Source organism: Lacisediminihabitans profunda, assembly GCF_008040105.1.
GTDB lineage: Bacteria > Actinomycetota > Actinomycetes > Actinomycetales > Microbacteriaceae > Lacisediminihabitans > Lacisediminihabitans profunda.
Genome location: NZ_VRMG01000006.1, coordinates 116,085 through 142,146 on the forward strand (window position 1 = coordinate 116,085; position 26,062 = coordinate 142,146).

At 67.5% G+C, this 26,062-nt stretch carries 21 protein-coding genes and 1 pseudogene; 17 read left to right on the top strand and 5 right to left on the bottom strand.

The window, feature by feature from the left end:
• The first annotated feature begins 15 nt into the window (after window positions 1-15).
• The 3 genes from FVP33_RS09095 (at window position 16) to FVP33_RS09105 (ending at window position 1,914) form a co-directional block, all read left to right on the top strand.
• Window positions 16-492 (top strand): FHA domain-containing protein, encoded by a 477-nt coding sequence (locus FVP33_RS09095; protein WP_147783343.1) that lies wholly within the window; start codon window positions 16-18, stop codon window positions 490-492.
• Window positions 492-1,193 (top strand): transcriptional regulator FtsR, encoded by a 702-nt coding sequence (gene ftsR, locus FVP33_RS09100; RefSeq protein ID WP_147783344.1) that lies wholly within the window; start codon window positions 492-494, stop codon window positions 1,191-1,193. The genes FVP33_RS09095 and ftsR overlap by 1 nt, the downstream gene beginning before the upstream one ends.
• A 172-nt stretch (window positions 1,194-1,365) precedes the next feature.
• A complete protein-coding gene (locus FVP33_RS09105; RefSeq protein WP_147783345.1) occupies window positions 1,366-1,914 on the top strand; it encodes a MerR family transcriptional regulator in 549 nt (182 codons plus the stop codon).
• A gap of 257 nt (window positions 1,915-2,171) precedes the next feature.
• On the opposite strand, the gene FVP33_RS09110 is transcribed toward FVP33_RS09105, so the two are convergent.
• The gene (locus tag FVP33_RS09110; protein WP_147783346.1) at window positions 2,172-2,978 is read right to left on the bottom strand and encodes a ParA family protein; all 807 of its coding nucleotides are present in this window, start codon (window positions 2,976-2,978) and stop codon (window positions 2,172-2,174) included.
• A 122-nt stretch (window positions 2,979-3,100) separates the two neighbouring features.
• On the opposite strand from FVP33_RS09110, the gene FVP33_RS09115 reads away from it, so the two are divergent.
• The 3 genes from FVP33_RS09115 (at window position 3,101) to FVP33_RS09125 (ending at window position 8,549) form a co-directional block, all read left to right on the top strand.
• Window positions 3,101-6,505, top strand: coding sequence for a pyruvate carboxylase (locus FVP33_RS09115; protein ID WP_147783403.1), 3,405 nt, complete (start codon window positions 3,101-3,103; stop codon window positions 6,503-6,505).
• Between the two features lie 98 nt (window positions 6,506-6,603).
• Window positions 6,604-7,920, top strand: coding sequence for a MinD/ParA family ATP-binding protein (locus FVP33_RS09120; protein ID WP_147783347.1), 1,317 nt, complete (start codon window positions 6,604-6,606; stop codon window positions 7,918-7,920).
• Window positions 7,921-8,060: 140 nt separating this feature from the next.
• Window positions 8,061-8,549, top strand: coding sequence for a peptide deformylase (locus FVP33_RS09125; protein WP_147783348.1), 489 nt, complete (start codon window positions 8,061-8,063; stop codon window positions 8,547-8,549).
• Here the strand turns inward: FVP33_RS09125 and FVP33_RS09130 are convergent.
• Window positions 8,546-10,366: an AMP-dependent synthetase/ligase gene (locus tag FVP33_RS09130; RefSeq protein WP_147783349.1), complete on the bottom strand. Its 1,821-nt coding sequence runs from the start codon at window positions 10,364-10,366 to the stop codon at window positions 8,546-8,548. The genes FVP33_RS09125 and FVP33_RS09130 overlap by 4 nt on opposite strands.
• A gap of 182 nt (window positions 10,367-10,548) precedes the next feature.
• On the opposite strand from FVP33_RS09130, the gene FVP33_RS09135 reads away from it, so the two are divergent.
• From FVP33_RS09135 to FVP33_RS20225, 5 genes and pseudogenes are all read left to right on the top strand, one after another.
• A complete protein-coding gene (locus FVP33_RS09135; protein WP_147783350.1) occupies window positions 10,549-11,499 on the top strand; it encodes an ROK family glucokinase in 951 nt (316 codons plus the stop codon).
• Window positions 11,500-11,571: 72 nt separating this feature from the next.
• Window positions 11,572-12,261 (top strand): lysophospholipid acyltransferase family protein, encoded by a 690-nt coding sequence (locus FVP33_RS09140; protein ID WP_147783351.1) that lies wholly within the window; start codon window positions 11,572-11,574, stop codon window positions 12,259-12,261.
• Between the two features lie 109 nt (window positions 12,262-12,370).
• Window positions 12,371-13,699, top strand: coding sequence for a class II 3-deoxy-7-phosphoheptulonate synthase (locus FVP33_RS09145; RefSeq protein WP_147783404.1), 1,329 nt, complete (start codon window positions 12,371-12,373; stop codon window positions 13,697-13,699).
• 207 nt (window positions 13,700-13,906) lie between these two features.
• The gene (locus tag FVP33_RS09150) at window positions 13,907-16,012 is read left to right on the top strand and encodes a phosphocholine-specific phospholipase C (RefSeq protein WP_147783352.1); all 2,106 of its coding nucleotides are present in this window, start codon (window positions 13,907-13,909) and stop codon (window positions 16,010-16,012) included.
• A gap of 189 nt (window positions 16,013-16,201) precedes the next feature.
• Window positions 16,202-16,330: pseudogene (locus FVP33_RS20225) on the top strand (3-deoxy-7-phosphoheptulonate synthase); the annotation flags it as partial.
• Window positions 16,331-16,489: 159 nt separating this feature from the next.
• Here FVP33_RS20225 and pknB read toward each other — a convergent pair.
• Both pknB and FVP33_RS09165 read right to left on the bottom strand, forming a co-directional pair.
• Window positions 16,490-18,439 carry a Stk1 family PASTA domain-containing Ser/Thr kinase gene (gene pknB, locus FVP33_RS09160; RefSeq protein ID WP_147783353.1) on the bottom strand — a complete coding sequence of 650 codons (1,950 nt, stop codon included), beginning with the start codon at window positions 18,437-18,439 and terminating at the stop codon, window positions 16,490-16,492.
• A 58-nt stretch (window positions 18,440-18,497) separates the two neighbouring features.
• Window positions 18,498-19,778 (bottom strand): muramidase family protein, encoded by a 1,281-nt coding sequence (locus FVP33_RS09165; protein WP_246142271.1) that lies wholly within the window; start codon window positions 19,776-19,778, stop codon window positions 18,498-18,500.
• A 169-nt stretch (window positions 19,779-19,947) separates the two neighbouring features.
• Here FVP33_RS09165 and FVP33_RS09170 point away from each other — a divergent pair, with 169 nt between their 5' ends.
• On the top strand, window positions 19,948-20,289 hold the full coding sequence (locus FVP33_RS09170; RefSeq protein ID WP_147783354.1) for an Rv2175c family DNA-binding protein: 342 nt from the start codon (window positions 19,948-19,950) through the stop codon (window positions 20,287-20,289).
• A gap of 48 nt (window positions 20,290-20,337) precedes the next feature.
• Here the strand turns inward: FVP33_RS09170 and FVP33_RS09175 are convergent, their stop codons facing one another.
• Complete coding sequence (locus FVP33_RS09175) at window positions 20,338-21,459, bottom strand: polyprenyl synthetase family protein (protein ID WP_147783355.1); 1,122 nt, start codon at window positions 21,457-21,459, stop codon at window positions 20,338-20,340.
• Between the two features lie 77 nt (window positions 21,460-21,536).
• Between FVP33_RS09175 and FVP33_RS09180 the strand changes: the two genes are divergently transcribed.
• The 5 genes from FVP33_RS09180 (at window position 21,537) to FVP33_RS09200 (ending at window position 26,048) form a co-directional block, all read left to right on the top strand.
• Complete coding sequence (locus FVP33_RS09180; protein ID WP_147783356.1) at window positions 21,537-21,902, top strand: DUF3040 domain-containing protein; 366 nt, start codon at window positions 21,537-21,539, stop codon at window positions 21,900-21,902.
• Window positions 21,903-22,154: 252 nt separating this feature from the next.
• Window positions 22,155-22,586, top strand: coding sequence for a division/cell wall cluster transcriptional repressor MraZ (gene mraZ, locus FVP33_RS09185; protein WP_147783357.1), 432 nt, complete (start codon window positions 22,155-22,157; stop codon window positions 22,584-22,586).
• Window positions 22,587-22,691: 105 nt separating this feature from the next.
• Window positions 22,692-23,645: a 16S rRNA (cytosine(1402)-N(4))-methyltransferase RsmH gene (rsmH, locus tag FVP33_RS09190; protein ID WP_147783358.1), complete on the top strand. Its 954-nt coding sequence runs from the start codon at window positions 22,692-22,694 to the stop codon at window positions 23,643-23,645.
• On the top strand, window positions 23,642-24,262 hold the full coding sequence (ftsL, locus tag FVP33_RS09195; RefSeq protein ID WP_147783359.1) for a cell division protein FtsL: 621 nt from the start codon (window positions 23,642-23,644) through the stop codon (window positions 24,260-24,262). The genes rsmH and ftsL overlap by 4 nt, the downstream gene beginning before the upstream one ends.
• 31 nt (window positions 24,263-24,293) lie before the next feature.
• A complete protein-coding gene (locus FVP33_RS09200; protein ID WP_246142272.1) occupies window positions 24,294-26,048 on the top strand; it encodes a peptidoglycan D,D-transpeptidase FtsI family protein in 1,755 nt (584 codons plus the stop codon).
• Window positions 26,049-26,062: the final 14 nt, after the last annotated feature.

A 26,062-nucleotide genomic window follows, 5' to 3' on the forward strand; every position in this document is an offset into this window, starting at 1 on the left:
CAAGGGAGGTTCGACATGGTTGATTCCGAAAACCAGGATCACAATGAAGAGAACCGGCCTCGCGAGGACGACACAACCCTCCACTTGAGCAGTGATTTCGAGGCGCAGCTTGCCGCGCTCGAGGGAGAGGTTTCGCCGGAGGAACAGCAGGCCATCACGGCCCTGCCGTCCGGTTCAGCGCTGTTGGTAGTTCGTCGGGGGCCGAACGTGGGGGCACGTTTTTTGCTGGATTCGGATGTGACCACCGCCGGTCGCCATCCGAATGCGGATATTTTTCTCGACGATGTCACGGTCTCGCGTCGACACACCGAGTTCTTGAGGCACGGGACGACTTTCGAGATCAGGGATCTCGGGTCGCTCAACGGCACATACTTCGACGGCGTGCGCATCGACACGGCGCTTCTCACCGACGGGGCTGAGGTGCAGGTGGGCAAGTTCCGCCTCACCTTCTACGCGTCCCGAGTGGATCTCGCGCACCTGGCGAGCAAGTAGTGGCGCGGTCGTCCGCCCAGGCTCGCGAGCCTGGGGCGCCGACGCTTCTCAGTATCGGGCAGGTCCTTGCCCGGCTCACGGCCGAATTCCCCGACCTGACGCCGTCGAAGTTGCGATTTCTCGAGGAACGCCAGCTGATCTGCCCGGCGCGCACCGAGTCCGGCTACCGCAAGTTCTCCCCGTCCGATCTCGACCGGCTGCGCTTCGTGCTCACCATGCAGCGCGACCACTATCTGCCGCTCAAGGTCATCAGGGGCTACCTGGACGACCTGGATGCCGGCCGGGCACCCGAGTTGCCCGGCGGGTCCACCTTCGCCTCACCGTCCATCCTGTCGACGGAGAGACGCTTCCAGCGCGACGAGCTCGTGCGGGAGGCCGGCGCGACCCCGCAACTGCTGAACGACGCCGTGTCGTCGTCGCTCATCGCCGCGACCGACCTCTACGGCGAGGAGGCCCTCGCGGTTCTGCGTTCCCTGGTGGAGTTGCAGCGCTCGGGGATCGAGCCCCGGCACCTGCGCGGATTCCGCGCGGCGGCCGAACGGGAGCTCGGACTCATCGAGAGTGCGCTCATTCCCGTCGCACGACGGAAAGACGCGTCGAGCAGGGCGAAGGCGGGCGAACTCGCGCGTGAGATCGCCGGTCAGCTCGAGATTGTGCGCAGCAGCCTCATTCGCTCGGCGCTCTCGAGGCTCGACCCCTAAACTGGAATTCCTCGGGAACGACGGTGAAACCCGCGGGTCCGCACCGACACGCCGATGACGTTCTTGGCCAATGTCACCGATCCGGGTGAACGCATCGGTAACGTGGAACAAGACAGAAGTATCAACCACTCCTTGAACGTTAAGGACGGTCGACAAGGCGGAAGGCAGTCAGATGAGCGAGCCAAACACACGGAACGAGGATTCTCGTTACGACCTCGGTTTGCTCTTCACCGACGGTCTTCCCGACCTCGATGATTCCGCCGGTTATCGCGGAGCCGTCGCGGCACGCGCCGCCGGCATCAGCTACCGCCAGCTGGACTACTGGGCTCGAACCGAACTCGTCGAGCCGACGGTGCGGGGTGCGGCCGGATCCGGCTCGCAGCGCCTCTACGGCTTCCGCGACATCCTCGTGCTCAAGCTGGTCAAGCGCCTGCTCGACACCGGAATCTCGCTGCAGCAGATCCGCACGGCCGTCAATCAGCTGCGCGAGTCCGGCGTGAACGACCTCGCCCAGACGACGCTCATGAGCGACGGGGCGAGCGTGTACCTGTGCACCTCGAACGACGAGGTCATCGACCTCGTGAGCCGCGGTCAGGGCGTCTTCGGCATTGCTGTCGGCAAGGTTCTGCGCGAGGTGGAGAGCTCCCTCGTCGAACTCGACTCAGAACGTCCCGACGTCACGGACGAGCTCGCCGCTCGCCGCTCCATCAAGGCCTCCTAGCCCCGTCGGCGCCGCGGCGCCCGCCGTCCACGGCGGTTCCGCACCGCTCCTCTTCTCCGCTCCACTTCTCCACTCCGTTCCACTTCCGAAATCCATGCAATCCGTGGCGACACGCCGCGCGGCCGCGCAATGTGAAGCGTGTCGCCGAAGAATGCATGGATTTCGGAAGCCGGAAGCCGGAAGTCGGAAGCCGGAAGCCGGTAAGCCGGATGCAGGGGCCGTGGCGGTGAGTGCCGTCGCTCGGGCCAGGAAGTGCGCTACGCGGTTACGGCGTATTCGCCGATCTTGGCGGTGCGGAGCACGCGGTCCAGCAGCAGGTCGAAGTTGTGCGCCATCTCCTGGGCGCTCTCGCCCGGCCAGACGTGCAGCGGCTTCGCGGCGCCCTGCGCCTGCTGCAGCGAGGTGCGTTCCGGCAATTGCGGGCTGAGGACGAGGGGCCCGAACATGTCCCGCAGTTCCTTGATGCGGAACTGGTGCTCGAGCGACTGCACGCGGGCGCGGTTCACGATGATGCCGAGCGGCTGCAGGCGGGGGGAGAGGCCGCGGCGGATCTCCTCGATCGCGCGCAGGGCACGGTCGGCGGCCGCCACGGAGAACAGGCCGGGCTCGGTCACGACGGTGACCCGGTCTGACGCGGCCCAGGCGGTGCGGGTCAGGGCATTGAGCGACGGTGCGCAGTCGATCAGCACGAGGTCGTAGTCGCCCTCCACGGTCGAGAGCGCCTCCTCGAGCTTCCAGATGTCGCGGATGCTGGGGTGCGGTCCGTCGAAGTTGATGGCGGCCGGGCTGCCGATCATCACATCGATCTTGCCGGCGCGACCCTTGGTCCAGCCGCTCGGCGCGATCGCGGCGCGCACGATCTTCTCCTTCGGCGACGCGAGAACGTCTGCGACGTTCAGGTGGCCGGCGACATTGATGTCCATACCGGTCGACACATCGGATTGGGGGTCGAGATCGACGACGAGGGTACGGAGACCTTTCGAAAACGCTGCGGAAGCGAGTCCGAGCGTCACCGTGGTCTTGCCGACCCCGCCCTTGAGGGAGCTGACGCTGAGTACATGCACAAGTAGAGACGATACCTTCACTAGTCTTAAAGAACCTAAATGTTGGCGTGGCGGAGTGGCAGTGTACCGGCGGGTCGCGTGCGATCCTGAAATTCTGCTGACCCGTGTTCCGAAAGGACCAGATGTTCAAGAAGATCCTCGTTGCCAACCGTGGCGAAATCGCAATCAGGGCCTTCCGGGCCGCGTATGAACTGGGAGCGCAGACCGTAGCGGTTTTCCCATACGAGGATCGCAATTCGATGCACCGGCTGAAGGCGGACGAGGCGTACCAGATCGGCCAGCCGGGGCATCCGGTGCGCGCCTATCTCGACGTTTCGGAGATCATCCGGGTGGCGAAGGAGTGCGGGGCCGACGCCATCTACCCCGGCTACGGATTCCTGTCCGAGAATCCCGAGCTCGCCGAGGCCGCCGCGGCGGCCGGCATCACCTTCATCGGCCCAGGGCAGCACGTGCTCGAGATGGCCGGCAACAAGGTCACCGCCAAGGAGCACGCGATCTCCGCCGGGGTGCCGGTGCTCAAGTCCACGCCGGCCTCGAGCGACGTCGACGAGCTGTTGGCCGGCGCCGACGCGATCGGATTCCCGATCTTCGCTAAGGCCGTCGCGGGCGGTGGCGGCCGGGGGATGCGGCGGGTCGAGCGCAAGCAGGACCTGAAGGCCGCGCTCGTCGAGGCCATGCGCGAGGCGGACAGCGCCTTCGGCGATCCCACGATGTTCCTCGAGCAGGCCGTGGTGCGGCCGCGGCACATCGAGGTGCAGATCCTGGCCGACGCCACCGGGGAGACCGTGCACCTCTTCGAGCGGGACTGCTCGGTGCAGCGCCGACACCAGAAGGTGATCGAGATCGCACCGGCTCCCAACCTCGACGAGGACGTGCGCCAGGCCATGTACCGCGACGCCATCGCGTTCGCCAGGTCGATCGGCTACGTCAACGCCGGCACCGTCGAGTTCCTGCTCGACACCGCGGGGGAGCGCAAGGGCCAGCACGTCTTCATCGAGATGAACCCCCGCATCCAGGTCGAGCACACCGTGACCGAGGAGGTCACCGACGTCGACCTCGTGCAGTCGCAGATGCGGATCGCCTTCGGCCAGACGCTCAAGGAGCTCGGTCTCGGCCAGGACAGCATCCGCCTGCGCGGCGCGGCGCTGCAGTGCCGCATCACCACGGAGGACCCGGCGGCCGGATTCCGCCCGGACACCGGCAAGATCACCACCTACCGTTCGCCGGGCGGGGGCGGCATCCGCCTCGACGGCGGCACCATCGACCCCGGCACCCAGATCAGCCCGCACTTCGACTCGATGCTCGTGAAGATGACCTGCCGCGGCCGCGACTTCCCGGCCGCGGTCGCCCGCGCCAAGCGGGGACTGGCCGAATTCCGCATCCGCGGGGTGTCCACCAACATCCCGTTCCTGCAGGCCGTGCTCGACGACCCGTCCTTCGTGGCGGGGGATCTCAGCACCGCCTTCATCGAGGAGCGACCGGAGCTGTTCCTCACCCACCAGTCGAAGGACCGCGGAACGAAGATCCTCAACTGGCTCGCGGATGTCACGGTCAACCACCCGAACGGCGACGGCGCCGGCATCATCAGCCCAGCCGTCAAGCTGCCGTCGATCGACCTCTCGGCGACCGCCCCGGCCGGGTCGCGGCAGCGCCTGCTCGAGCTCGGTCCGGTCGGCTTCGCGTCAGCCCTGCGCGCCCAGACCGCGCTTGCCGTCACCGAGACGACCTTCCGCGACGCCCACCAGTCCCTGCTCGCCACCCGCGTGCGCACCAAGGACCTGCTGGCCGTCGCGCCGTACGTGGCGCGGATGACACCGGAGCTGCTCTCCGTCGAGGCCTGGGGCGGCGCGACCTACGATGTCGCGCTACGATTCCTGGGCGAGGACCCGTGGGACCGGCTCGCCTCGCTGCGTGAGGCCCTGCCCAATGTGGCGATCCAGATGCTCCTGCGAGGCCGCAACACCGTGGGCTACACCCCGTATCCCACGGAGGTGACCGACGCGTTCGTGCGCGAGGCGGCATCCACCGGGGTCGACATCTTCCGCATCTTCGACGCTCTCAACGACGTGTCCCAGATGCGGCCAGCCATCGACTCCGTTCTCGCGACCGGCAGCGCCGTCGCCGAGGTGGCGCTCTGCTACACCGGCGACCTGCTCGACCCGGCCGAGACGCTCTATACCCTCGACTACTACCTGAGGCTCGCCGACCAGATGGTCGAGGCCGGGGCGCACATCCTCGCCATCAAGGACATGGCCGGCCTGCTGCGCGCCGGAGCGGCCGAGAAGCTCGTGGCGGCGTTGCGGGAGCGGTTCGACCTGCCCGTGCACGTGCACACCCACGACACCGCCGGCGGCCAGCTCGCGACGCTGCTCGCGGCGAGCCGGGCCGGGGCGGATGCCGTGGATGTCGCAAGCGCGCCCATGGCGGGAACCACCAGCCAGCCGTCGGCGTCGGCGCTCATCGCGGCCCTCGCCCACACCGACCGGGACACCGGGCTGTCGCTCAAGGCGGTCTCCGACCTCGAGCCGTACTGGGAGGCCGTGCGTCACGCGTACAAGCCGTTCGAATCCGGCCTGCCTGGCCCGACCGGCCGCGTGTACCGGCACGAGATCCCCGGCGGCCAGCTCTCCAACCTGCGCCAGCAGGCCATGGCGCTCGGTCTCGCCGACCAGTTCGAGAAGATCGAGGACCTCTACGCCGCCGCGAACCAGATCCTCGGCCGGCCGCCCAAGGTCACGCCGTCCTCGAAGGTCGTCGGCGACCTCGCACTCTCCCTGGCCGCGGCGAACGCCGATCCGAAGGACTTCGAGGAGAATCCGGACAAGTACGACATCCCGGACTCGGTGATCGGCTTCATGGCCGGCGAGCTCGGCGACCTGCCCGGCGGCTGGCCCGAGCCGTTCCGCACCAAGGTGCTTGCTGGGCGCAAGGTGAAGATCGGCGTCGAGGAGATCTCGGACGCCGCCCGCGCCGGACTCGCCGGCGACGCCGCCTCACGGCGGGCGACCCTGAACCGCCTGCTCTTCCCCGGACCGACCAAGCAGTTCGAAGACGTGCGGGAGCTCTACGGCGACCTGTCGGTGGTCGACACCGTCGACTACCTCTACGGTCTGCGCCAGGGCACCGAGCACGCGATCCACATCGATCGCGGCGTGAGCCTCTTCGTGGGACTCGAGGCGATCGGCGAGGCCGACGACAAGGGCATGCGCACCGTGATGACCATCCTCAACGGACAGCTGCGTCCCGTCTTCGTGCGGGACCGGGGAATCACCGTCGAGAGCAAGGCGGCGGAGAAGGCGGATCCGGCCCGGCCGGGCCAGGTGGCCGCCCCGTTCTCGGGAGTCGTCACCCTGCAGGTGGCAGAGGGCGACGCGGTCGAGGCCGGGCAGGCCGTGGCCTCGATCGAGGCGATGAAAATGGAGGCCGCGATCACGACGCCGGTCGGCGGAATCGTGCGGCGCCTCGCCGTTCCGAAGACCCAGCAGGTGGATGCCGGCGACCTTCTGCTGGAGGTCACGACCAGCTGACGCGGCCCCCGATCCACAGCCGGAACGGCCGCGCCCCCGGGTGGGGCTGGCGTGAGGGTAAAATAAGGGGTTCTCTAGTAGCGAAGGGTGGTGTTGTCATGACAACTAAACGCAATGAGTCGGACGACCACGAGGCGAGCCTCGGCGCCGACAACGCTGCTTCCGTCGACCTCATCGACTCCCCATCCCGGGACATCGCATCGCGCCTGCCGGAGAGCCTCACCATCGAGGTGAGCCTTCCGACCACGGTTCACGCCGCACCGGAAGACGAACTCGCCGTCGCGATCGTGGAGGTTCCGGTGAACCCGGGGGCGATCGAGACCGCCGAGCCGTCGACGATGTCGATCACCGTCGTGCCGCCAAAGGTGGTGGAGAAGCAACCGGAACCTCCGGTGATCCCCGAACTTCCCGCTGGCGACGATCGCGGATCGACGCGCCGCGGTCGCCTGCGCGGCGAGGTGTCCACCTCGCCCGAGGCGGCATCCATGCTCACCCCGGACCGCCTCATCGGCCGCAAGCGTCGGCTGCGCGGACGGCCGGAGGGCGGCTGGAACGCCTTCGTCTACGCCGTCACCCTCCATCTCGTGAACCTCGGTGATTCTCCCAAGGTGATCGCCCGCAAGGCCGTCGAGGCTCGCATCGACAAGAGGTTCGAGGGCGGAGCCCGCTTCATCCCGGTGCTCACCCGCAAGGGCGGCGTCGGAAAGACCACCATCACGGCGCTCCTGGGAATGGCCCTGGCCGAGACCCGCGAGGACCGCATCATCGCGATCGACGCCAACCCCGACAGGGGCACTCTCTCCGAGCGGGTCAACAAGCAGACCAGGTCGACGGTGCGGGATGTCGTGACGATGGCTCCGACGATCACGAGCTTCAACGACTTCACCACCATGGTCTCCCGGGACGAGACCCGGCTCGACATCCTCGCCTCCGACACCGATCCGCTGTTGTCCGAGGCCTTCGACGAGAACGACTACAACGTGGTGGCCGATCTCGCCGCCCGGTTCTACTCGATAGTTCTCACCGACTGCGGAACCGGCATCGTGCACTCGGTGATGCGTGCCACGCTGCAGCGCGCGGACTCGGTCGTGATCGTCTCCGGCGGGAGTGTGGACGAGGCGCGCCTCGCCTCCGAGACCCTCACCTGGCTCGAGGCCAACGGCTACGGCGATCTGGTGCGCAACGCGATCGTCGCACTCAACACCGCAACGCAGGGCACCAACCTCGTCAAACTCGAGGAGATCGAGGCGCACTTCAAGTCGCGCGTTCGCGAGATCGTGCGGATTCCGTACGACCCGCAACTCGCCGCCGGTTCGGTGATCAACTACAAGGACCTGAAGCCCCTCACCAAGGCCTCGGCGCTCGAACTTGCGGCGCTCGTGACCGACGGCCTGCCCGCGCGCCAGGGTGGCTGAATACTCCGGGTCGCGGCAGTTCGACACCGCGGTCGTCGGCGAGGCAACTCGATCGACGACCCGCTGATGGTGCTCGCCGCCCCTGCCGAGGCCGCGCCCCACACGCCAGTCGCCCAGCACACAGAACGGAACACCACGGCATGACGGAACGACAGATCAGGATCTTCGGGGACCCGGTGTTGAAGACGGTGTCCGACCCGATCCGGCCGTCGGATGACGTGACCGGTCTGGTCGAGGACCTTCTCGATACCGTCAAGGTGCCGGGTCGGGCGGGCGTGGCCGCTCCGCAGATCGGCGTGAACCAGCGGGCGTTCAGCTACAACGTCGACGGCAAGATCGGGTACATCCTCAACCCGGTGCTCGTGGAGGTGTCCGGCGAACCGGAACTCGTCGACGAGGGCTGCCTATCGATTCCGGGGTTCTACTTCGAGCGGCTGCGGTACCCGTTCGCACGCGTGACGGGCACGGACATCCACGGCACGCCGATCGAACTGAGCGGCACCGGGGTGATGGCGCAGGCGCTGCAGCACGAGACCGACCATCTCAATGGAAAGCTCTACATCGACGGCCTCGAGAAGGACGTCCGGCGCGAGGCGATGTCCCAGATCCGTCAGGCGCCCTGGTTCTAGGTCGAGATGCCTTCCGTGGCGGGAGCACCCTGGTACATGCTCTCGATTACGTCGCGGAAGTCCTTGAGCACCTCGTTGCGCTTGACGCTGAGCTTGGGCGTGAGGTAGCCGGTCGCCTCGGTGAAGTCCTTCGGCAGGATCACGAATTTGCGGATCGATTCCGCGCGGGACACGGTGGCGTTCGCGGCATCGACCGCCCGCTGCACCTCGGCGATCACCTTGAGATTCTTGCGCGCCTCGTCGATCGACTGGGTCGCATCCTCGCCGATGTTGTTGAGCCACACCGGCAGCATCTCCTCGTCGAGGGTGACGAGGGCGGAGATGAACGGCTTCTGCTCGCCCACCACCACCACCTGGCTGATGATCGGGTTCGCCCGGATCGGATCCTCGAGCTGGGCGGGGGAGACGTTCTTGCCGCCGGCCGTGACGATGATCTCCTTCTTGCGACCCGTGATCGACAGGTAGCCGTCCTCGTCGAACTCGCCGATGTCCCCGGTCTTGAACCAGTCACCGTCGAACGCCTCGGCCGTGGCCGTGGGGTTCTTCCAGTAGCCGTCGAAGACGTTCACTCCCTTGGCCTGGATCTCGCCATCCGCCGCGATCCGCACCGAGACGCCGGGCAGCGGCGGGCCCACCTTGCCGATCTTGAACTTGGAGGGGAGATTCACGGAGATGGGCGCGGTCGTCTCGGTGAGCCCGTAGCCCTCGAGGATCGTGATGCCGAGGCTGCGGTAGAAGTGGCCGAGTCGAAGCCCGAGCGGGGCCGATCCGGAGACCGCGAACTTGACGTTGCCGCCCATGGCCGACCGGATCTTGGAGAGCACGAGCCTGTCGAGCACGGCGAACTGTACCTTGAGGCCGAAGGGCACCGACCCGGCGTCGAGCGCCTTCGAGTGCTCGATAGCGACGGCCGCGGCCCGGCGGAAGATCGCGCCCCTGCCGCCGGACTCCGCCTTCTGCTCCGACGAGTTGTAGACCTTCTCGAACACCCGCGGCACCGCGAGGAGAAAGGTGGGCTTGAAGGACTGCATCGCGGGCAGCAGCTGCTTCGTGTCCGCCTGGTGGCCGACCTTGACCCCGCCGTGCACGCAGAGCAGGGAGATGAAACGGGCGAAGATGTGCGCGGTGGTGATGAACAGGAGGGTGCTCGAGCTCGTGTTCACGACCTCGGGGATCGCCTTCGCCGAGTTGCGGCACAACTCCACGAAGTTGGCGTGGGTGAGGATGCACCCCTTGGGCCTGCCGGTCGTGCCCGCCGTGTAGATCAGGGTGGCGAGATCCGCGCCGTTCGCGATCGTGCGCCGACGCTCGATCTCCTCGTCGGTCACCGCGGTGCCGGCCGCGGCGAGCTTGTCGAGGTCGCCGAGGTTGATCTTCCACACCGTCTCGATCAGGGGGAGGTCGGCGTACACCTCGTCGAACCGTGCGAAGTGGTCGGGCGTCTCGGTGATCATGGCGATCGCGCCGGAGTCGGACAGGTTCCACTGCACCTGCGTGGGGGAGGAGGTCTCGTACACCGGCACGAGGACGGCGCCGGCGAACCAGGTGGCGAAGTCGATGAGCGTCCACTCGTAGCGGGTCTTGCACATCAGCCCGATCTTGTCGCCCGGCTGGATTCCGGAGGCGACGAGCCCCTTGGCGAGCGCCACGACCTGGCGAAGGAATTCGGCTGCCGTGACATCCGTCCACCCTCCGTCGGCCGTCGGAAGCGCGAAGAGCGCGAGGTCCGGGGTGGCGGTGACACGGTCGATCAGCAGGTCTGTCGCGTTCGCTTGCGGGTCGGCCTCGACTACGGCTGGCACGTCGTACTGTTCCACGGCAACTCCCTTGGCACCGGTCAATTCAATGATTCAAGCCTACCCGCCGTGCTCTGGCGAACCTGAGCGCGTGGCGGGGAGCCTTGCTCGTTGCCTAAACTCTAGGTGGTGCATCCGGGCGACATTTCGCCGCCTGTCAGGATGCCATTCCTTCCGTAACACCAAGAAAAGGTCCCGCGCTCGTGCACGCAATTGGAATTGACATCGGCGGAACCAAGATCGCCGGGGCCCTCGTGAGCGAGGAGGGCGAGATCATCGCCGAGGACCGCGTGGCAACGCAGGCCGGAGACTCGAACGCGATCGTCGACGCCGTCGTGGCGATGATCGAAAAGCTCCGGGAGGGGCACGAGGTGACCGCGGCCGGGGTCGCCGCCCCCGGCTTCATCGACGCCGCGCAGTCCATCGTCTACTACACGCCGAACATCAGCTGGCGACACGAGCCGCTTCGACAGCGACTGACCGAGCGTCTCGACCTCGACATCACCATCGACAACGACGCGAACGCCGCCGGCTGGGCGGAGTTCCGTTTCGGCGCCGGCCGGCTCGTGAGTGACATGACGATGCTCACCATCGGCACCGGAGTGGGCGGCGCCATAGTCACCCAGGACCGCCTGTTCCGGGGCGGGTTCGGCGCGGGAGCCGAGCTCGGGCACATGCGCGTCGTTCCGGACGGCCTCCCCTGCGGGTGCGGGGCCCGCGGCTGCATCGAGCAGTACGGCTCCGGCCGCGCCCTGCTCCGCATGGCCAACGCCATCGCGGACGTCGGCGGGATCGGTCTCGGCCTCGCCACGGTTCGCGAGCAGAAGGGTGCGCTGACCGGACCGGACGTCGCGGCCCTCATCGTGGCCGGCGACGCGGGGGCGCTGCAGGCGCTTCGCGAACTCGGGCACTGGCTCGGCCAGGCCTGCGCGTCGCTGAGCGCGGTGCTCGATCCGCAGGTGTTCGTCTTCGGCGGCGGGGTGTCCGTCGCCGGCGACCTCCTGCTCGACCCGATCCGCGAGGCGTACCTCTCCCATCTGCCCGCCCGTGGCTTCCACCCGGAGCCCGCCTTCGTGATCGCCGAACTCGTGAACGACGCCGGCGTGGTCGGTGCGGCCGACCTGGCCCGGCTGCACGCGGCGAGTCGGGCCTGACCGCGGGCCCTCCGACACTCCGAGCCGCGCGGGCACCGCTAAACTGAGATTCGTCTCTCAAAGGTGGTGTCGATGTTCTACTGGTTCATGAAGAACCTGGTCGTAGGGCCGATTCTCAAGACCGCCTTCCGGCCCTGGGTCACCGGCCACGACAACATCCCCCGCACCGGCGGCGTGATCATGGCGAGCAACCACCTCTCGTTCATCGACTCGGTATTCCTTCCGCTCGTGATCGACCGGCGCATCAGCTTCCTCGCTAAGAGCGACTACTACACGGCCAAGGGCATCAAGGGCTGGTTCATCCGCAACTTCCTCACCGCGGCGGGGATGCTGCCCATCGACCGGTCCGGCGGCAAGGCCTCCGAGGCGTCGCTGCAGACCGGTCTCGGCGTTCTCGCGCGCGGCGAGGTGCTCGGCATCTATCCGGAGGGCACCCGCAGCCCGGACGGCCGGCTGTACCGGGGCCGCACCGGAGTCGCCCGCATGATTCTGGAGGGCCATGTTCCCGTGGTGCCGGTGGCGATGATCGACACCGAGAAGGTGATGCCGATCGGACGCCGCCTGCCCAAGGTGCGCCGCATCGGAATCGTGATCGGCGAACCGCTCGACTTCTCCCGGTTCGAGGGGATGGAGGGCGACCGTTTCATCCTTCGTTCGATCACCGACGAGATCATGTACCAGCTCGACCGCCTGAGCGGCCAGGAATATGTGGATGTCTATGCCACTTCGGTTAAGGAAAAGCAGGGCTCGGCAAGCCGGTAGGCTGGCAAATCGGGCCCCGGCCCCACACCCACCGCCAGCACCGTCGCATTGAGGAATTCTTTTCGTGCTTAGTCGTTTCGAAGATCCCGTGGTAATTGCCGATCCTTCCGTGATTGCCGGGCTCGACTATTGGCGCACTCTCCCCATCAAGCAGCAGCCGCAGTGGCCGGACTCCACGGCCCTGCAGGCCGCCTCCGACGAGATCGCGACCCTCCCGCCGCTCATCTTCGCCGGCGAGGTGGATGTGCTGCGCGAGCGGCTCGCCGCCGCCGCCAGCGGCAACGCGTTCCTGCTCCAGGGCGGGGACTGCGCGGAGACCTTCGCCGGGGCCACCGCCGACCAGATCCGCAACCGCGTGAAGACCGTGCTGCAGATGGCCGTAGTGCTCACCTACGGCGCCTCGACCCCGGTGATCAAGATGGGTCGCATGGCCGGCCAGTTCGCCAAGCCGCGCTCGAGCGACACCGAGACTCGCGGCGATGTGACCCTTCCGGCCTACCGCGGCGACATCGTGAACGGCTACGACTTCACTCCGGAATCGCGCGAGGCCGACCCGCGTCGGCTCGTACAGGGCTACCACACCTCCGCCTCCACCATCAATCTCGTGCGCGCCTTCACCCAGGGCGGTTTCGCCGACCTGCGCGAGGTGCACCGCTGGAACCAGGGCTTCGCCCGCAACCCGGCCAACGTGCGTTACGAGCAGATGGCCCACGACATCGACAAGGCCATCAAGTTCATGGAGGCGGCCGGCGCCGACTTCGACGAGCTGAAGCGCGTGGAGTTCTACACCAGCCACGAGAGCCTGCTGATGGACTACGAGCGCCCGATGACGCGCATCGACTCCCGCAACGGCACACCGATCAACACCTCGGCGCACTTCCTCTGGATCGGGGAGCGCACGCGGGACCTGGACGGCGCCCACGTGGACTACATGTCCCGCCTGCGTAACCCGATCGGCGTCAAGCTCGGCCCGACGACCAAGATCGACGACATGCTGCGCCTGATCGACAAGCTCGACCCCGACCGCGAGCCGGGACGCCTCACCTTCATCACCCGCATGGGCGCCGGCAAGGTGCGGGATGCCCTGCCGCCGCTGCTCGAGGCCATCAAGCAGGCGGATGCGAACCCGCTCTGGGTGACCGACCCGATGCACGGCAACGGACTCACCACCCCGAACGGCTACAAGACCCGTCGTTTCGACGACGTCGTCGACGAGGTCAAGGGCTTCTTCGAGTCGCACCGTGCGGCGGGGACCTACCCGGGCGGCATCCACATCGAGCTCACCGGCGACGACGTCACGGAGTGCCTGGGCGGTTCGGAGCAGATCGACGAGACGGACCTGGCCACGCGCTACGAGTCGCTCTGCGACCCGCGACTCAACCACATGCAGTCGCTCGAGCTGGCGTTCCTCGTGGCCGAGGAACTCGGCGCGCGCTAGCCCGGTACCTTTCGCGGCCGTCTTTTGCGCGGTCTTTCACCCGGTGTTCATGTCGGGTTTCCTGCCTGTCCGCACGCGGACTCCACACTGGTGGCGGAGCGATTCCACCGCACCTCCTGGCACGATGACCGAGGGCATCAGCCCGCGCATTCGCCACGGCACGACGGTCGATGACCTCCGATCCTCACGCCAATGGAAGGTAGACCCATGCCCGATTCAGGTTTCTCCCGTCGTCGATTCCTGGAGGGCGCGGCGGTTGCGACAGCCATCGCCGCCGCGGGGTCGTTGCTTCCCCCCTCGGTGCAGGCCGCGATGGCCCAGCCCGTTCGCCCCGGTGGCCTCAAAGCCATCAAGCACGTGATCGTGGTCATGCAGGAGAACCGTTCCTTCGACCACTACTTCGGCTCCCTGCGCGGCGTGCGCGGCTTCGGCGACCGGTCGGCGCTGGGCCTGCCGAGCGGCAAGTCCGTCTTCGAGCAGCCCACGATCACCGGCGGGACCGTGCTGCCGTTCTCGCTGCGCACGGCCGCCGATCTGGCCGGCCGGCCGGCCTCGGACATCCAGTACCTCGGTGGTCTTGACCACTCCTGGACCGGCACGACCACGGCGTGGGCCAACGGCTGGTACGACAAGTGGGTGCCGGCCAAGGGCCCGTCCACGATGACCTACTACGAGCGCGCGGACATCCCCCTGCAGTACGAGCTCGCGGACACCTTCACGATCTGCGACGCCTACCACTGCTCGATCAACGGCTCCACGAACCCCAACCGCAACTACCTCTGGTCGGGCATGGTGGGCAATGAGCCCGGATCCCCGGCGCGCGCCGTCACCAACGCCGCCTACAGCTACGACCACGCCGGCTACGACTGGACGACCTACCCGGAGCGGCTGCAGTCCGCCGGGGTGTCCTGGCGCATCTACCAGGACTGGGACAACTTCACCGACAACGCGGTGGAATATTTCCAGACCTTCAAGAAGATCGGCCACAAGATGCTCGCCGCGGTCGACGGCACACTGCGCACCACGGAGGAGTTCTACGACAACCTCGCCGGGAAGACCCCGGAGCAGCAGCAGCGGCTGCTGGCCCAGCTCGACGTGGGCCGCGCGCTGCTCAGCGAGGAAGAGAAGTCGCTCTTCGACAAGGCCATGTGGCGCGGCAACCCGGAGACCATGCTCGACCGGCTGCGTGCGGACATCGCCTCCGACGAGCTCCCGCGGGTGAGCTGGATCGTGCCGTCCGCCGCGGACTCGGAGCACCCCGGTGCCTCCACCCCGGTGGGCAGCGCGAACTTCATCTATCGGCTGCTCGACACCATCGCGAGCGACCCCGAGACCTGGGCCACCACCGCGATCTTCCTCAACTTCGATGAGAACGACGGTTACTTCGACCACGTGCCGCCGCCCGTTCCGACGCGACCGGTGTCGGGCAACGGCGACGACTGGTTCGGCGGCCTGCCCATCGGACTCGGCCCGCGCGTGCCGATGACCGTGGTCTCGCCCTGGACGATCGGCGGCTACGTGAGCTCGGAGGTCTTCGACCACACATCGGTGATCCGCTTCCTCGAGCGCTGGACCGGGGTCGAGGAGCCGAACATCTCCGCGTGGCGGCGCACCGTGTGTGGCGACCTCACGAGCGTCTTCGACTTCACCCAGGCCGGAAAGCAGCCCCAGGTCGAGCATCCGGGACCGGTTCCCGCCGCCATCGGCCGCTGGCACCCCACCCCGCCCACGAACCAGATCGCGCCGATCCAGGAGCCGGGCACCCGTCCGGCCCGCCCGCTGCCCTACCGCCCGCGGGTGTCCGCCCAGGCCCACGGCCTCGGCGCCCTCACGCTCGCGCTGGGCAACACCGGTTCGCGCTCCACGCACTTCACGCTCTACAGCTACGCGGGCGAATACGCCGAGCCGCAGCACTTCGACGTGCAGAAGTCGCAGAGCGTCGAGGTGCCGGTGAAGGTCGGCACGTTCGACCTCGCGGTCGCCGGCCCCAATGGCTTCCGCTACGAGGTCGCGGGCACGACGGCGGGCGCCGCTGCCGGCGTGGATGCGACCGTGACCGACCACGGGAGGGGGGACGACCTGGTGCTCGCGGTGAGCAACACGGGCTCCGCCCCCGTCACGCTCACGATGAAGTCGCTGAACTACGCCGACCAGGCGCAGACCCAGGTGTTGCGGCCCAACGAGCACAAGGAACTCCGTTGGCCCGGACTGCGCGGCTGGTACGACATCGAGATCGCCGCCGTGGAGGATTCCACCTTCCACCGCCGCCTGACCGGCCGCGTGGAAGACGGCAGGGTCGGCATCACCGGCTGACCGAGGCGCGATTCGCGTGCTTGACGCCGGCGGTCCAGGGGAGCCTGGGCCGCCCGTCGCGCTGTCCGGGCGCGCGAATGGCCCCGGACATCCGGCGGCCTTGAGCGCCGCCTGCGCGTCGGGCCACGGCATGTTGACCACATTCGGCACCGGGACCTGCTCCTTGCCCTTCGCCATCGACAGCGAGACGGTTCGGAGCAGATCGACGAGACGGATCTGGCCAACCGCTACGAGCCCCTCTGCGACCCCCGGCTCAACCACATGATGCAGTCGCTCGAGCTGGCGTTTCTCGCGGCCGAGGAGCTCGGCGCGCGCTGAGGCCCGGCGTTCCACGCGGGCGGCATCTCTCGCGGCGGGGGATACCGTTCGGCGGCGGGATTTGCGCCTCCCGCCGCGACGCGATATCTCCGCCGCGGCGTGCGCTGTCTCCCTCCGCGAGGGACTCGTGCGGGGAGGGGCGAAGTCGTGCGGATCGAGCTAGTTGATCCCGAGGGTGACGGTGACGGTCGACCCCTTGTCCACGATTGTGGCCGCGGGCGGATTGGTCGCCCTCACGCGGGCCCCGGGCAGACCGGAGATGTTCTGGCTCACGCCGTCATTCTTGAATTTGATCGTGAAGCCCGCATTTGTCAGCGTCTTGCTTGCCTCCGACCACGGTGCCCCGACGACATCCGGCACCGCAACCTGCTCCGGCCCTCGCGACATGGTCAGCCGCACCGTGTCGTTGGGGCGGATCGGCTTGTCCTTGGGCGTCTCGATGCCGATCACGGCATCCTTCGGCACGTCGGCGCTGAAGGCATCCACGCCCTTGGTGGCGGTGAGACCGGAGGCCTGCAGGAGTTTCGACGCCTCGTCGAAGCTCAGTCCGGCCACGGCGGGCAGTGGGCCGGCCGAGATCACGAGCGAGATCTTCTGCTGCTGGCCGTACTGCTTCACCGTGGAGAGGTCGGTGCCATCCGCACCGAGCGCCGCGATCACCGTGCCGAGCGGCGCCTTGCCGTCGAACTGCTGGGTGGACTTGGTGCCGTCGTAGCTGAAGTCGAGGGTCTTGATCCTGTCGATGGCCTGCTGCTCCGGCAGGCCGCGCAGGTCGGGGAGGTCGAGGAGCTTCGGGCCGGTGGACACGAGGAGCTTCACGACGGTGTCGCGCACGATGAGGCTGCCAGCGGGCGGATCGGTGTTGACCACCGCATCCTTCGGCACGGTGGGCGAGTCGGTGGGCACGACGGTCGGGTCGACGGTGAGACCGAGCTTCACGAGGGCGGCGGTCGCGTCGGTCGGCGACTGGCCGGCCAGGTCCGGGATGCCGATGCGCGCCCCAGGCCCGGAGCCGAAGTACCAGCCGGTGCCGCCGGCCAGCGCGGCGAGAAGGATCACGAGGCCGAAGAGCCAGAAGCCCTTGGACCGGCGCCGCTCGGCCTTGTTCGAGAGCGTCGCCGCCGACTCGGTGAGGATCGGGCCGGTGCGGTGCCTCGCCTTCGCGGCGAAGATCTGGGTCTCGGCGGTGGAGGAGGCCGAGGCGACGGCGGACGGCATCACCACGGTGCGCTGCACGGCGGTGGCCGCGGTCGAGGTGTCCTCGTGACGAAGGGCCGCCTCCGTCTCGTGCAGCTGGTCGAGCATGGTCTTCGCGTCGCGCGGACGCTGGTCTGGATCGCGCGCGGTCGCCCAGAGCACGAGCTCGTCGAGCTCCGCCGGCACGCGAGGGTTCTTGGTGCTCGGCATCGGCACGGTGTCGTTCGCGTGCTGGTGCGCGATCTGGAAGGCCTGCTCGCCCTTGAACGGCTGCTCGCCGGCGAGCATTTCGTACAGCATGATGCCCACGGCGTAGATGTCGCTGCGGGTGTCCGCCACCCCGCGGGTGACGAGTTCGGGGGAGAGGTAGGCGATGGTGCCGAGCAGCGCGTTTCCGGTCGCGGTGTTGGCCGAGGCGGCGCGGGCGAGCCCGAAGTCCCCGATCTTGATGCGCCCGTCATCCGCGAGCAGCACGTTCTCGGGTTTGAGGTCGCGGTGGACGATGCCGTTCTTGTGCGCGGCGGCGAGCCCCGAGAGGATCGCCTCCATGATGTCCATGGCCTGCACCGTCGTGAGCACCTTGTGCTCCTGCAGAAGGTCGCGCAGGGTGATTCCCGGCAGGTACTCCATCACCAGGTAGGCGGTATCGCCGTCCTGACCCTGGTCGTAGACGTTCACGACGTTCGGATGCGCGAGTCGCGCGGCCGAACGGGCCTCCTGGATGAACCTGGCCTTGTATTGCGAGTCGTCCGCGAGGTGGCCGTGCATCACCTTGATCGCCACCCGGCGCTCGAGGCGCAGGTCCGTGGCCAGGTACACCGTCGCCATGCCGCCGCGGGCGATGCGTGAGCGCACCTGGTACCGGCCGTCGATAAGACGGCCGATGAGGGGATCGGTGCTGTTGGTGCTCACCGCACGAGTCTAAAGTTGGCCAGCCCAGAAGGCCTGCCAAAACACCGTGAAGCGGGCTTTAGCCGAGGTCTTTGAGCCACGCGCGGGCCCCGGTCTCCCACTTCGCGTACGCGTCGGGGAAGGCGGAGAGCTGCACGGACTGCGCGGCCTGGGTGACGGTCTTCGACTGCCAGCCCGGGATGTCGAGCAGCCCGCGCGTGTTCGCGGCGTTCGGGTTCTTCGGGCCGCCGAAGAAGAGTCGTGCGGCGTAGGTGGTGTCGAGGATCTGCGCCGGCGTTCCCCAGCTGGCGCTCGGGCGTTGCTGGAACAGGCCGAGCGAGTCGCGATCCCCGTACTTCAGGTTGCGGAGGCCGGATTCCTGCGCGGCGGCCGCGAGGGCGACGACGAGACCGTAGTCGGGCACGCCGAGGGAGCGGCCGACCCGGATGATGGTCTTCGCGTTCGTGGCCATCTCCGCGGTGAGCACGATCGACGGTGTCACCGATGCGGCGGGCACGATCGGCGCGGCCGGGATCACGAGGCTGTGTCCCGTGTAGATGATGCTCGACCAGGTGAGGCCGTTGGCAGCGAGCAGCGCCCCGGTCGTCACGCCGAAGCGGGCGGCGATGCCCGCGATCGTGTCGCCGGCGGCGATCACGTATGCACCGGGTGCGACCGACGGTTTCGCGGGAGCCGGCGCGGCCACGATCGGGGTGGAGGAGACAGCGGCGGTCGACGCCCCGGGAATCGCGAGAGTCTGTCCGGGGTAGATGATGCTCGCCCAGCCGAGACCGTTCGCGCTGAGGAGGTTCTGCACGCTCACTCCGAAGCGGGCGGCGATATGGCTGATCGTGTCGCCCTTGGCGATCGTGTAGCGAGAGGTGGGCGACCCCACGACGGGCGCCGCGACGGGAACCGCCCCGCCGTTGGTGAGCTTGAGCACCTGGCCCGGGAAGATCACCGACTTCCAGCCGAGGCCATTGAGGGCCAGCACGGATGCCGTGGCCAGGCCGAAGCGGCCGGCGATGCTGCTGACACTGTCCCCGGCGGCGACTTTGTAGGTGGCCGGAGCGGCCGCGGTGCTCGTCTGAGCCGCGGACACGGTGATCGGGGTCGGGTTGGCCGCGGCGCGGCTGGCCGCTGCGAATGCCTCACGGATGGTCTTTCCCAGTTCCGACGGGCTGGACCGCGGCTTGGCGGGCGGTTTGGCGTCCGCGGTGTCGATCGGACCGGTGAGATTCATGCTCATGGCCATCGATCCGGCGAGCACGATCGGCAGCGTCGACATCAGGTTCTTGCTCAGTCGGCTGCGCTCTTTGGGCGCCGCGTGTCTCGCGCCCGGTTCGAATGTGCTTGACATTTGTGGTTCCCCGTCCATCTCCCCGGCCCCGAGAAGGTCGTTACTCAATCAAACAACGCTGACACAGAAGATACTCAGTGTCAATTATCGTGGCTGGTGGGGTTTGGCGTAACATACGCGAAACATTCGCTGAGTTTGCGCTGACGGCCAGTTCTGGCAGCATTGCCTCGTGACCATTGCTCCAGAAACACGCTGGCTGACCATCCCCGACCTCGTTGAACTGCTCGGCATCGGCGTGAGCAAGGTTCGCCGGCTCATCGAGGACCGTAGCCTGCTCGCCGCGAAGGTCGACGGAGTGTGGAAGGTTCCGGAGTCGTTCATCCGCGACGGGGAGCCGCTTCCGGAACTGCGAGGAACCCTTCTGGTGCTGCACGACAGCGGCTTCAGCGACGAGGAGGCCATGAACTGGCTGCTCACCTCGGAGGAGAGCATCGGCATCCCGCCGGTCGACGCGCTGCGCGCCGGCCGTAAGGCGGAGGTACGCCGGGTCGCCCAGGCCCTCGGGTTCTAGCGCCGGTCGGATTCTTCGGCCGCGTTTCCGGCACCCGCCGTGATCGCCTCAGGCCGATCGATTGCTCACGGTGTCTGCGAGCTGTACGAGCTGCTCGCGGGCCGCGGTGCTCACCGGGGCGTTTTCGATCGCCTCGATGGCGATGCGCACGTTGTGGTCGATGATCCTTTCCACCTGCTCCACCGCGCCGCACTCGCGGATGGATGCCTGAAGCATGGAGACCTGCTGTGCGCTGAGGTCGGTGTCGCCGAGCAACTCGTCGAGCAGGCGAGTGGCGTTGGGCGCCAGATTGGTGCGCGCGAGGGCGATGAGCACCGTGCGTTTGCCCTCCCGGAGGTCGTCGCCGGCCGGCTTGCCCGTGGTCTGCGGGTCACCGAACACGCCGAGCAGGTCATCGCGAAGCTGGTAGGCGATGCCGAGGGGGAGTCCGAACTCCCGCAGGGCCGACACCTGGGCGATGCTGCCGCCGGCGAGGGCCGCGCCGATGGCGAGCGGGGCCTCGATACTGTACTTGGCTGACTTGTAGACGATCACGCGGTGCGCGCGGGCGAGCAGCTCGGGCTCCGGGTACGAACGCCAGGACCGTTCCTCGAGGATGTCGAGGTACTGGCCCACGGTCACCTCGGTTCGCATGCGGTTGAATTCGAGCCGGGCCGCCTCGCGAGCGGCGAGGTCGGGCAGTTCCCGGAGACCGGCATCGAAGAGCTCGTCGCTCCAGCCGAGCAGAAGGTCACCGAGCAGAAGGGCGGCGGACTGGCCGAAGGTGCGCGGGCTGCCGTTCCAGCCGCCATCGGTGTGCAGGGACTCGAATCGCTTGTGCGCCGCCGGCATGCCCCGACGCATATCCGAACTGTCCATGATGTCGTCGTGCACGAGGGCGGCGGCGTGGAACATCTCGAGCGCGCTCGCGGCCTTGACAACGGCGGCGAGGTCGCTGCGCTCCTTGCCATGCTGCGCGGGGTCGAAGCCAGTGGAGTGCCCGCTCACCGATTGCCAGCCCCAGTAGCAAAATAATGCTCGGAATCTTTTTCCACCGCGGAGAAGATCGCGCGAGAAATCGATGAGGGGGGACAGGTCGGGGCCGATCGAGGACAGGAGTGGTTCCCTGCCGTCGAGAAATCCGTCGATATCAGCCTGAACTAGGTCAACTAACCGCGTACTCTCAGCCACGGTCCTAGCCTAGCTTTGCTCGGGAGCATACAATTGAGAGTTACCATCGGTCGGTCTCGAGCCCGAAAGGAGTCACCATGCCGTTGTCGGAACAGGAACAACGTCTCCTGGAAGAGATGGAGCGAAGCCTCTATCACAACGATGCTGACTTCGTCGCCACCGTCGGGAGCCGCCACGGGCGTCCTTCGTACCGTGCCATTGTCGTCGGAATCCTCATCGGGCTCCTCGGTGTCGGGGTGATCGTCACCGGCGTGATGCTGCGCCAGCCGCTCATCGGGGTCGCCGGGTTCGTCGTGATGTTCGTGGGAGTGCTCATGTCCGTCTCCTCACCGAAGCGGTTGACGTTGCCCGAGGCACCGGCGGCGCCGAAGCCCAGGAAGGTGGGCTTCATGGATCGCATGAACGACCGCTGGGAGAAGCGGCAGGACGACCGCCACGAGTAACTCCATTTTTACCCTGCTGGCGCACACGTCGCACTAGCAGCAGTCAAGAGGTCGACCGAGAGGTCGGCCTTTTTTCTTGCCCAAAATCGGTGAAATCTCCTCCACCTTCCTCCACCTGCAAGATCCCTGAAATTTCGGGGCAGAATGCCCCAGTTCGAGGGGCGCGCGCCTCAATTTCGTTGTTTTGTGGTGGGAAGTGGAGTAAAGTGGAGCTTACCTGAATCCAGGCCGGAGAAGGAGGGGGAGTCGCCGATGTTTCTTGGCACGCACACCCCCAAGCTCGACGACAAGGGCCGCGTCATCCTCCCGGCCAAGTTCTGGTCTGAACTCGAGTCCGGCATCGTGATCACCCGCGGCCAGGAACGCTGCCTCTACGTGTTCAGCACCCGCGAGTTCGAGGAGCTGCACGACCGCATCCGCCAGGCGCCGGTCACGAGCAAGCAGGCGCGCGACTACCTGCGCCTCTTTCTCTCCGGAGCCAACGCGGAGGTGCCAGACGGCCAGCACCGCGTCACGATCCCCGCCGCCCTGCGCGCCTACGCCGGCCTCGGTCGCGACCTCACGGTGATCGGAGCGGGTAACCGCGCCGAGATCTGGGACACCGCGGCCTGGGAGACCTACTACGCCGAACAGGAAAGTGCGTTCGCCGACACCACGGAGGAGGTGATCCCCGGACTCTTCTAGCGCCTTGCCCGTGACTCCCAGCCGATCTCACGCCCTGCCACACTTCCCCGGTGGCAGGTCGGACCGGATGGGGATCAGGGGTCAGGGGCCGGAACACCGGTCATCATGGTCGACAACCAGATCCACACCCCAGTGATGCTCGAGCGCACGATCGAGCTGCTCGCTCCGGCGCTCGCCAAGCCCGGCGCGGTGCTCGTGGACGCGACCCTCGGCATGGCCGGGCACGCGGAGGCCTTCCTGCAGCGCTTCCCCGAGCTCGTGCTCGTGGGCCTCGACCGGGACACCGACGCGCTCGCCATCGCTGCCGAGCGCCTCGCCCCCTTCGGCGACCGCGTTCATCTCGTGCACACGGTCTACGACCGCTTCACCGAGGCGCTCGAGGGGCTGGGCATCGACGAGGTGTCCGGCATCCTCTTCGACCTCGGCGTCTCGTCGTTGCAACTCGACCGGGTGGAGCGCGGATTCTCCTATTCGAAGGATGCGCCGCTCGACATGCGCATGGACGCCACCTCGGAACTCACGGCCGAGAAGATCCTCGCCGAATACAGCGAGAACGAGCTTCGCCGCATCTTCTGGGAGTACGGCGAGGAGCGGCTCGCACCGCGCTACGCGCAACGGATCGTGGAGAGGCGGGCCACCGAGCCGCTCGTGCGCTCGGCTCAGCTCGTCGAACTCATCACCGCGGCCACCCCGGTCGCCGTGCAGCGCATCGGTCACCCGGCCAAGCGTGTGTTCCAGGCCCTGCGCATCGAGGTCAACCAGGAACTCGCCGTGCTGGCCAGGGCGATCCCGGCGGCCCTCGACTCGCTCGAGGTCGGCGGGCGAATCGTCGTTCTCGCCTACCAATCACTCGAGGACCGCATCGTGAAGCGCGCCCTCGCAGCCGCGGCAGCCTCGAAGGCCCCGGCCGGCCTTCCGATCGAGCTGCCGGAGCACCGCCCGGAGTTCAGGTTGCTCGTTCGCGGCGCCGAGCTCGCCTCCGATGCCGAAAAGGCGGAGAACCCCAGAGCCACACCCGTGCGACTTCGCGCGGCAGAAAGACTGCGGAGGGCAGCATGACCATGAACCTCGCCCTGGCCCAGCCAGAGCTGTCGATGCCGGCCCGATCTCCCCGCGAGGTCGAGGAACACCCGCGTCACATCGAGATCGTCACTACGCGCAGCCAGCGCCGGGCGCGCCCTCGGGTGGTCTATGCGCTCGTGGCCGTCACCGGATTGTTCGTCATCCTCATCGCTCAGCTCCTGCTGAGCATCGTGCTCTCGCAGGGCTCATACGACATCTCGGCTCTGCAGGCCACCCACAAGGAGCTGTCGCGCGACCAGCAGGCGCTGAGCGAAAACCTCCGCGTGCTCGAGTCGCCGCAGAACCTCGCCGGGCGGGCGGAACAGCTCGGGATGGTGCTCAACACCAGTGGCTACGGCTGGCTGCGGCTCTCCGATGGCGCCGTCCTCGCCGCCCCGACGGCAGCCGACGCCGCGAGCACGGTCGGCGCGAACGGCGCTGCGCTGATCCCGAACGTGTTGCTCACGCCGGAGATGCTCGCCAGCCAGTCCGCCGCGCCCGGAGCGACTGGCGCGACCACGACGGGAACGGCCGCTGGCGCGCCTGCCACGGCGGGAACCGGCGGTTCGGTAGCGTCACAACCGGGAGCCCTCCCAGCGCCCAACACCCACTGACCAGCGCTCCGGCTTCTCGAAAGGACCGCCCGTGAATCCTCTGCGCAGCAGTCGTCGACGCCTCGTGCTGGCCATCGTCGTCTGCTTCGCCGTGGTGGCCGTCTTCACGGTTCGCCTCGTCGACATCCAGGTCGTGCGGGCCGACGAACTCAACAAGGACTCGCTCAGCAAGCGAGCGATCGCGGTGACGAGTTACGCCCCGCGAGGAGACATCGTCGACGCCAACGGCGTGATCCTGGCGACGAGTGTCAACCGCTACTGGATCATCGTCGCCCCGCGCAACGTCGACTCCTTCACTCACGTCGACAAGAACAAGGTCAAGTCCACCATCACGGTGATGGATGCCGCGAACGAGATCGCCTCGGTCACGAAACAGGACCCGGCCGTGGTGTTCCAGGCTCTCACCAAAGACCCGAACTCCAACTACTCCGTCGTGTCCAAGGGGCTCGACGCCGAGGCATTGCGTGAGGTTCGCGCCTTGAAGATCCCCTGGGTCGGGTTCGAGACCCACTCCAAGCGCACCTACCCCAACGGGTCGGTGGCCGGTAATCTCGTCGGCTTCGTCGGCACGGACGGCCCGCAGGCCGGACTCGAGGCGGCCGACGACAAGTGTCTCTCGAGCACGAACGGCAGCCTCACCTACGAGCAGGGCGCCGACGGCGTGCAGATACCGGGAAGCTCGATCACGACCAAGGCGGCCAAGCCCGGTGGCACGCTCAAGACCACGATCGACAGCGACCTCCAGTGGTTCTCCGCCCAGGCGGTCGCCGAGCAGGCCATGGCCATCGGCGCGAAGTCGGCCACGGTGAGCGTGACACGCATCAAGGACGCCCACCTGATGGCCCTCGTCGACTGGCCGGCCGTGGACCCCAACGACGTCAATGGAACGCCGGTGGCCAACCTCGGGGCCCTTTCGTTCAGCACCCCCTACGAGCCGGGGTCCACCTTCAAGGCCATGACGGCGGCGATGCTCATCGACTCCGGAACCGCCAACCCGCTCACCCAGGCGACCGTGCCCGCCCGCTGGACCACTCCGGAGGGTGGCTTCATCCGGGACGCGACCGGGCACCCCACCGAGCGACTCACGCTCACCGGCGTGCTGCAGCAGTCGTCCAACGTCGGCATCTCGATGATCGGCTCCCGGCTCGCGCCGTCGATCCGCTACGACTACATGCGCAAGTTCGGGCTCGGCGAGAAGACCGCCATCGACATGGGCGGGGAGCAGTCGGCTGGCATCCTCGCCAAGAAGTGGGACGACCAGACCAAGTACAACGTGATGTACGGCCAGGGCGTGTCGGCGACCGCCGTGCAGATGGCCAGTATCTACCAGACGCTCGGCAACGGCGGCGTTCGACTGCCGCTCACCCTGGTGGAGGGCTGCCAGCAGGCCGACGGGACCATGACCGACCTGCCGCCGACCGCCGGGGTGCGCGTCGTCTCGGACCAGGCTGCCAAGACCGTGGTCAACATGCTCGAGAGCGTGGTCACGGGAGGCGAGCTCTCCAAGTCGCTCAAGATCCCCGGCTATCGCATCGCGGCCAAGAGCGGCACGGCCGAGGTGGCGGTGAACGGCCGGTACACGGGCGATCGCGTCGTCTCGGTCGCCGGAATCGCTCCGGCGGAGGACCCGCAGTACTCAGTGATCGTCACTTTTACGAAGCCGGATATCATGAAGAGTTCCGCCGCGGCGGCGCCGACGTTCCACAAGATCATGAGCGAGGTACTCACCAAGTACCGGGTGCCCCCGTCGACGACACCATCCACCAGTCCAGCCACAACCTGGTGACGCGACACGATTCA

Excerpts from the sequence above, each read along its gene's own strand:
- FVP33_RS09095 (WP_147783343.1), top strand. The coding sequence starts at position 16 with ATGGTTGATTCCGAAAACCAGGATCACAATGAAGAGAACCGGCCTCGC.
- FVP33_RS09105 (WP_147783345.1), top strand. The coding sequence starts at position 1,366 with ATGAGCGAGCCAAACACACGGAACGAGGATTCTCGTTACGACCTCGGT.
- FVP33_RS09115 (WP_147783403.1), top strand. The coding sequence starts at position 3,101 with ATGTTCAAGAAGATCCTCGTTGCCAACCGTGGCGAAATCGCAATCAGG.
- FVP33_RS09120 (WP_147783347.1), top strand. The coding sequence starts at position 6,604 with ATGACAACTAAACGCAATGAGTCGGACGACCACGAGGCGAGCCTCGGC.
- FVP33_RS09125 (WP_147783348.1), top strand. The coding sequence starts at position 8,061 with ATGACGGAACGACAGATCAGGATCTTCGGGGACCCGGTGTTGAAGACG.
- FVP33_RS09140 (WP_147783351.1), top strand. The coding sequence starts at position 11,572 with ATGTTCTACTGGTTCATGAAGAACCTGGTCGTAGGGCCGATTCTCAAG.
- FVP33_RS09150 (WP_147783352.1), top strand. The coding sequence starts at position 13,907 with ATGCCCGATTCAGGTTTCTCCCGTCGTCGATTCCTGGAGGGCGCGGCG.
- FVP33_RS09165 (WP_246142271.1), bottom strand. The coding sequence starts at position 19,778 with ATGTCAAGCACATTCGAACCGGGCGCGAGACACGCGGCGCCCAAAGAG.
- FVP33_RS09180 (WP_147783356.1), top strand. The coding sequence starts at position 21,537 with ATGCCGTTGTCGGAACAGGAACAACGTCTCCTGGAAGAGATGGAGCGA.
- mraZ (WP_147783357.1), top strand. The coding sequence starts at position 22,155 with ATGTTTCTTGGCACGCACACCCCCAAGCTCGACGACAAGGGCCGCGTC.
- rsmH (WP_147783358.1), top strand. The coding sequence starts at position 22,692 with ATGGTCGACAACCAGATCCACACCCCAGTGATGCTCGAGCGCACGATC.
- ftsL (WP_147783359.1), top strand. The coding sequence starts at position 23,642 with ATGACCATGAACCTCGCCCTGGCCCAGCCAGAGCTGTCGATGCCGGCC.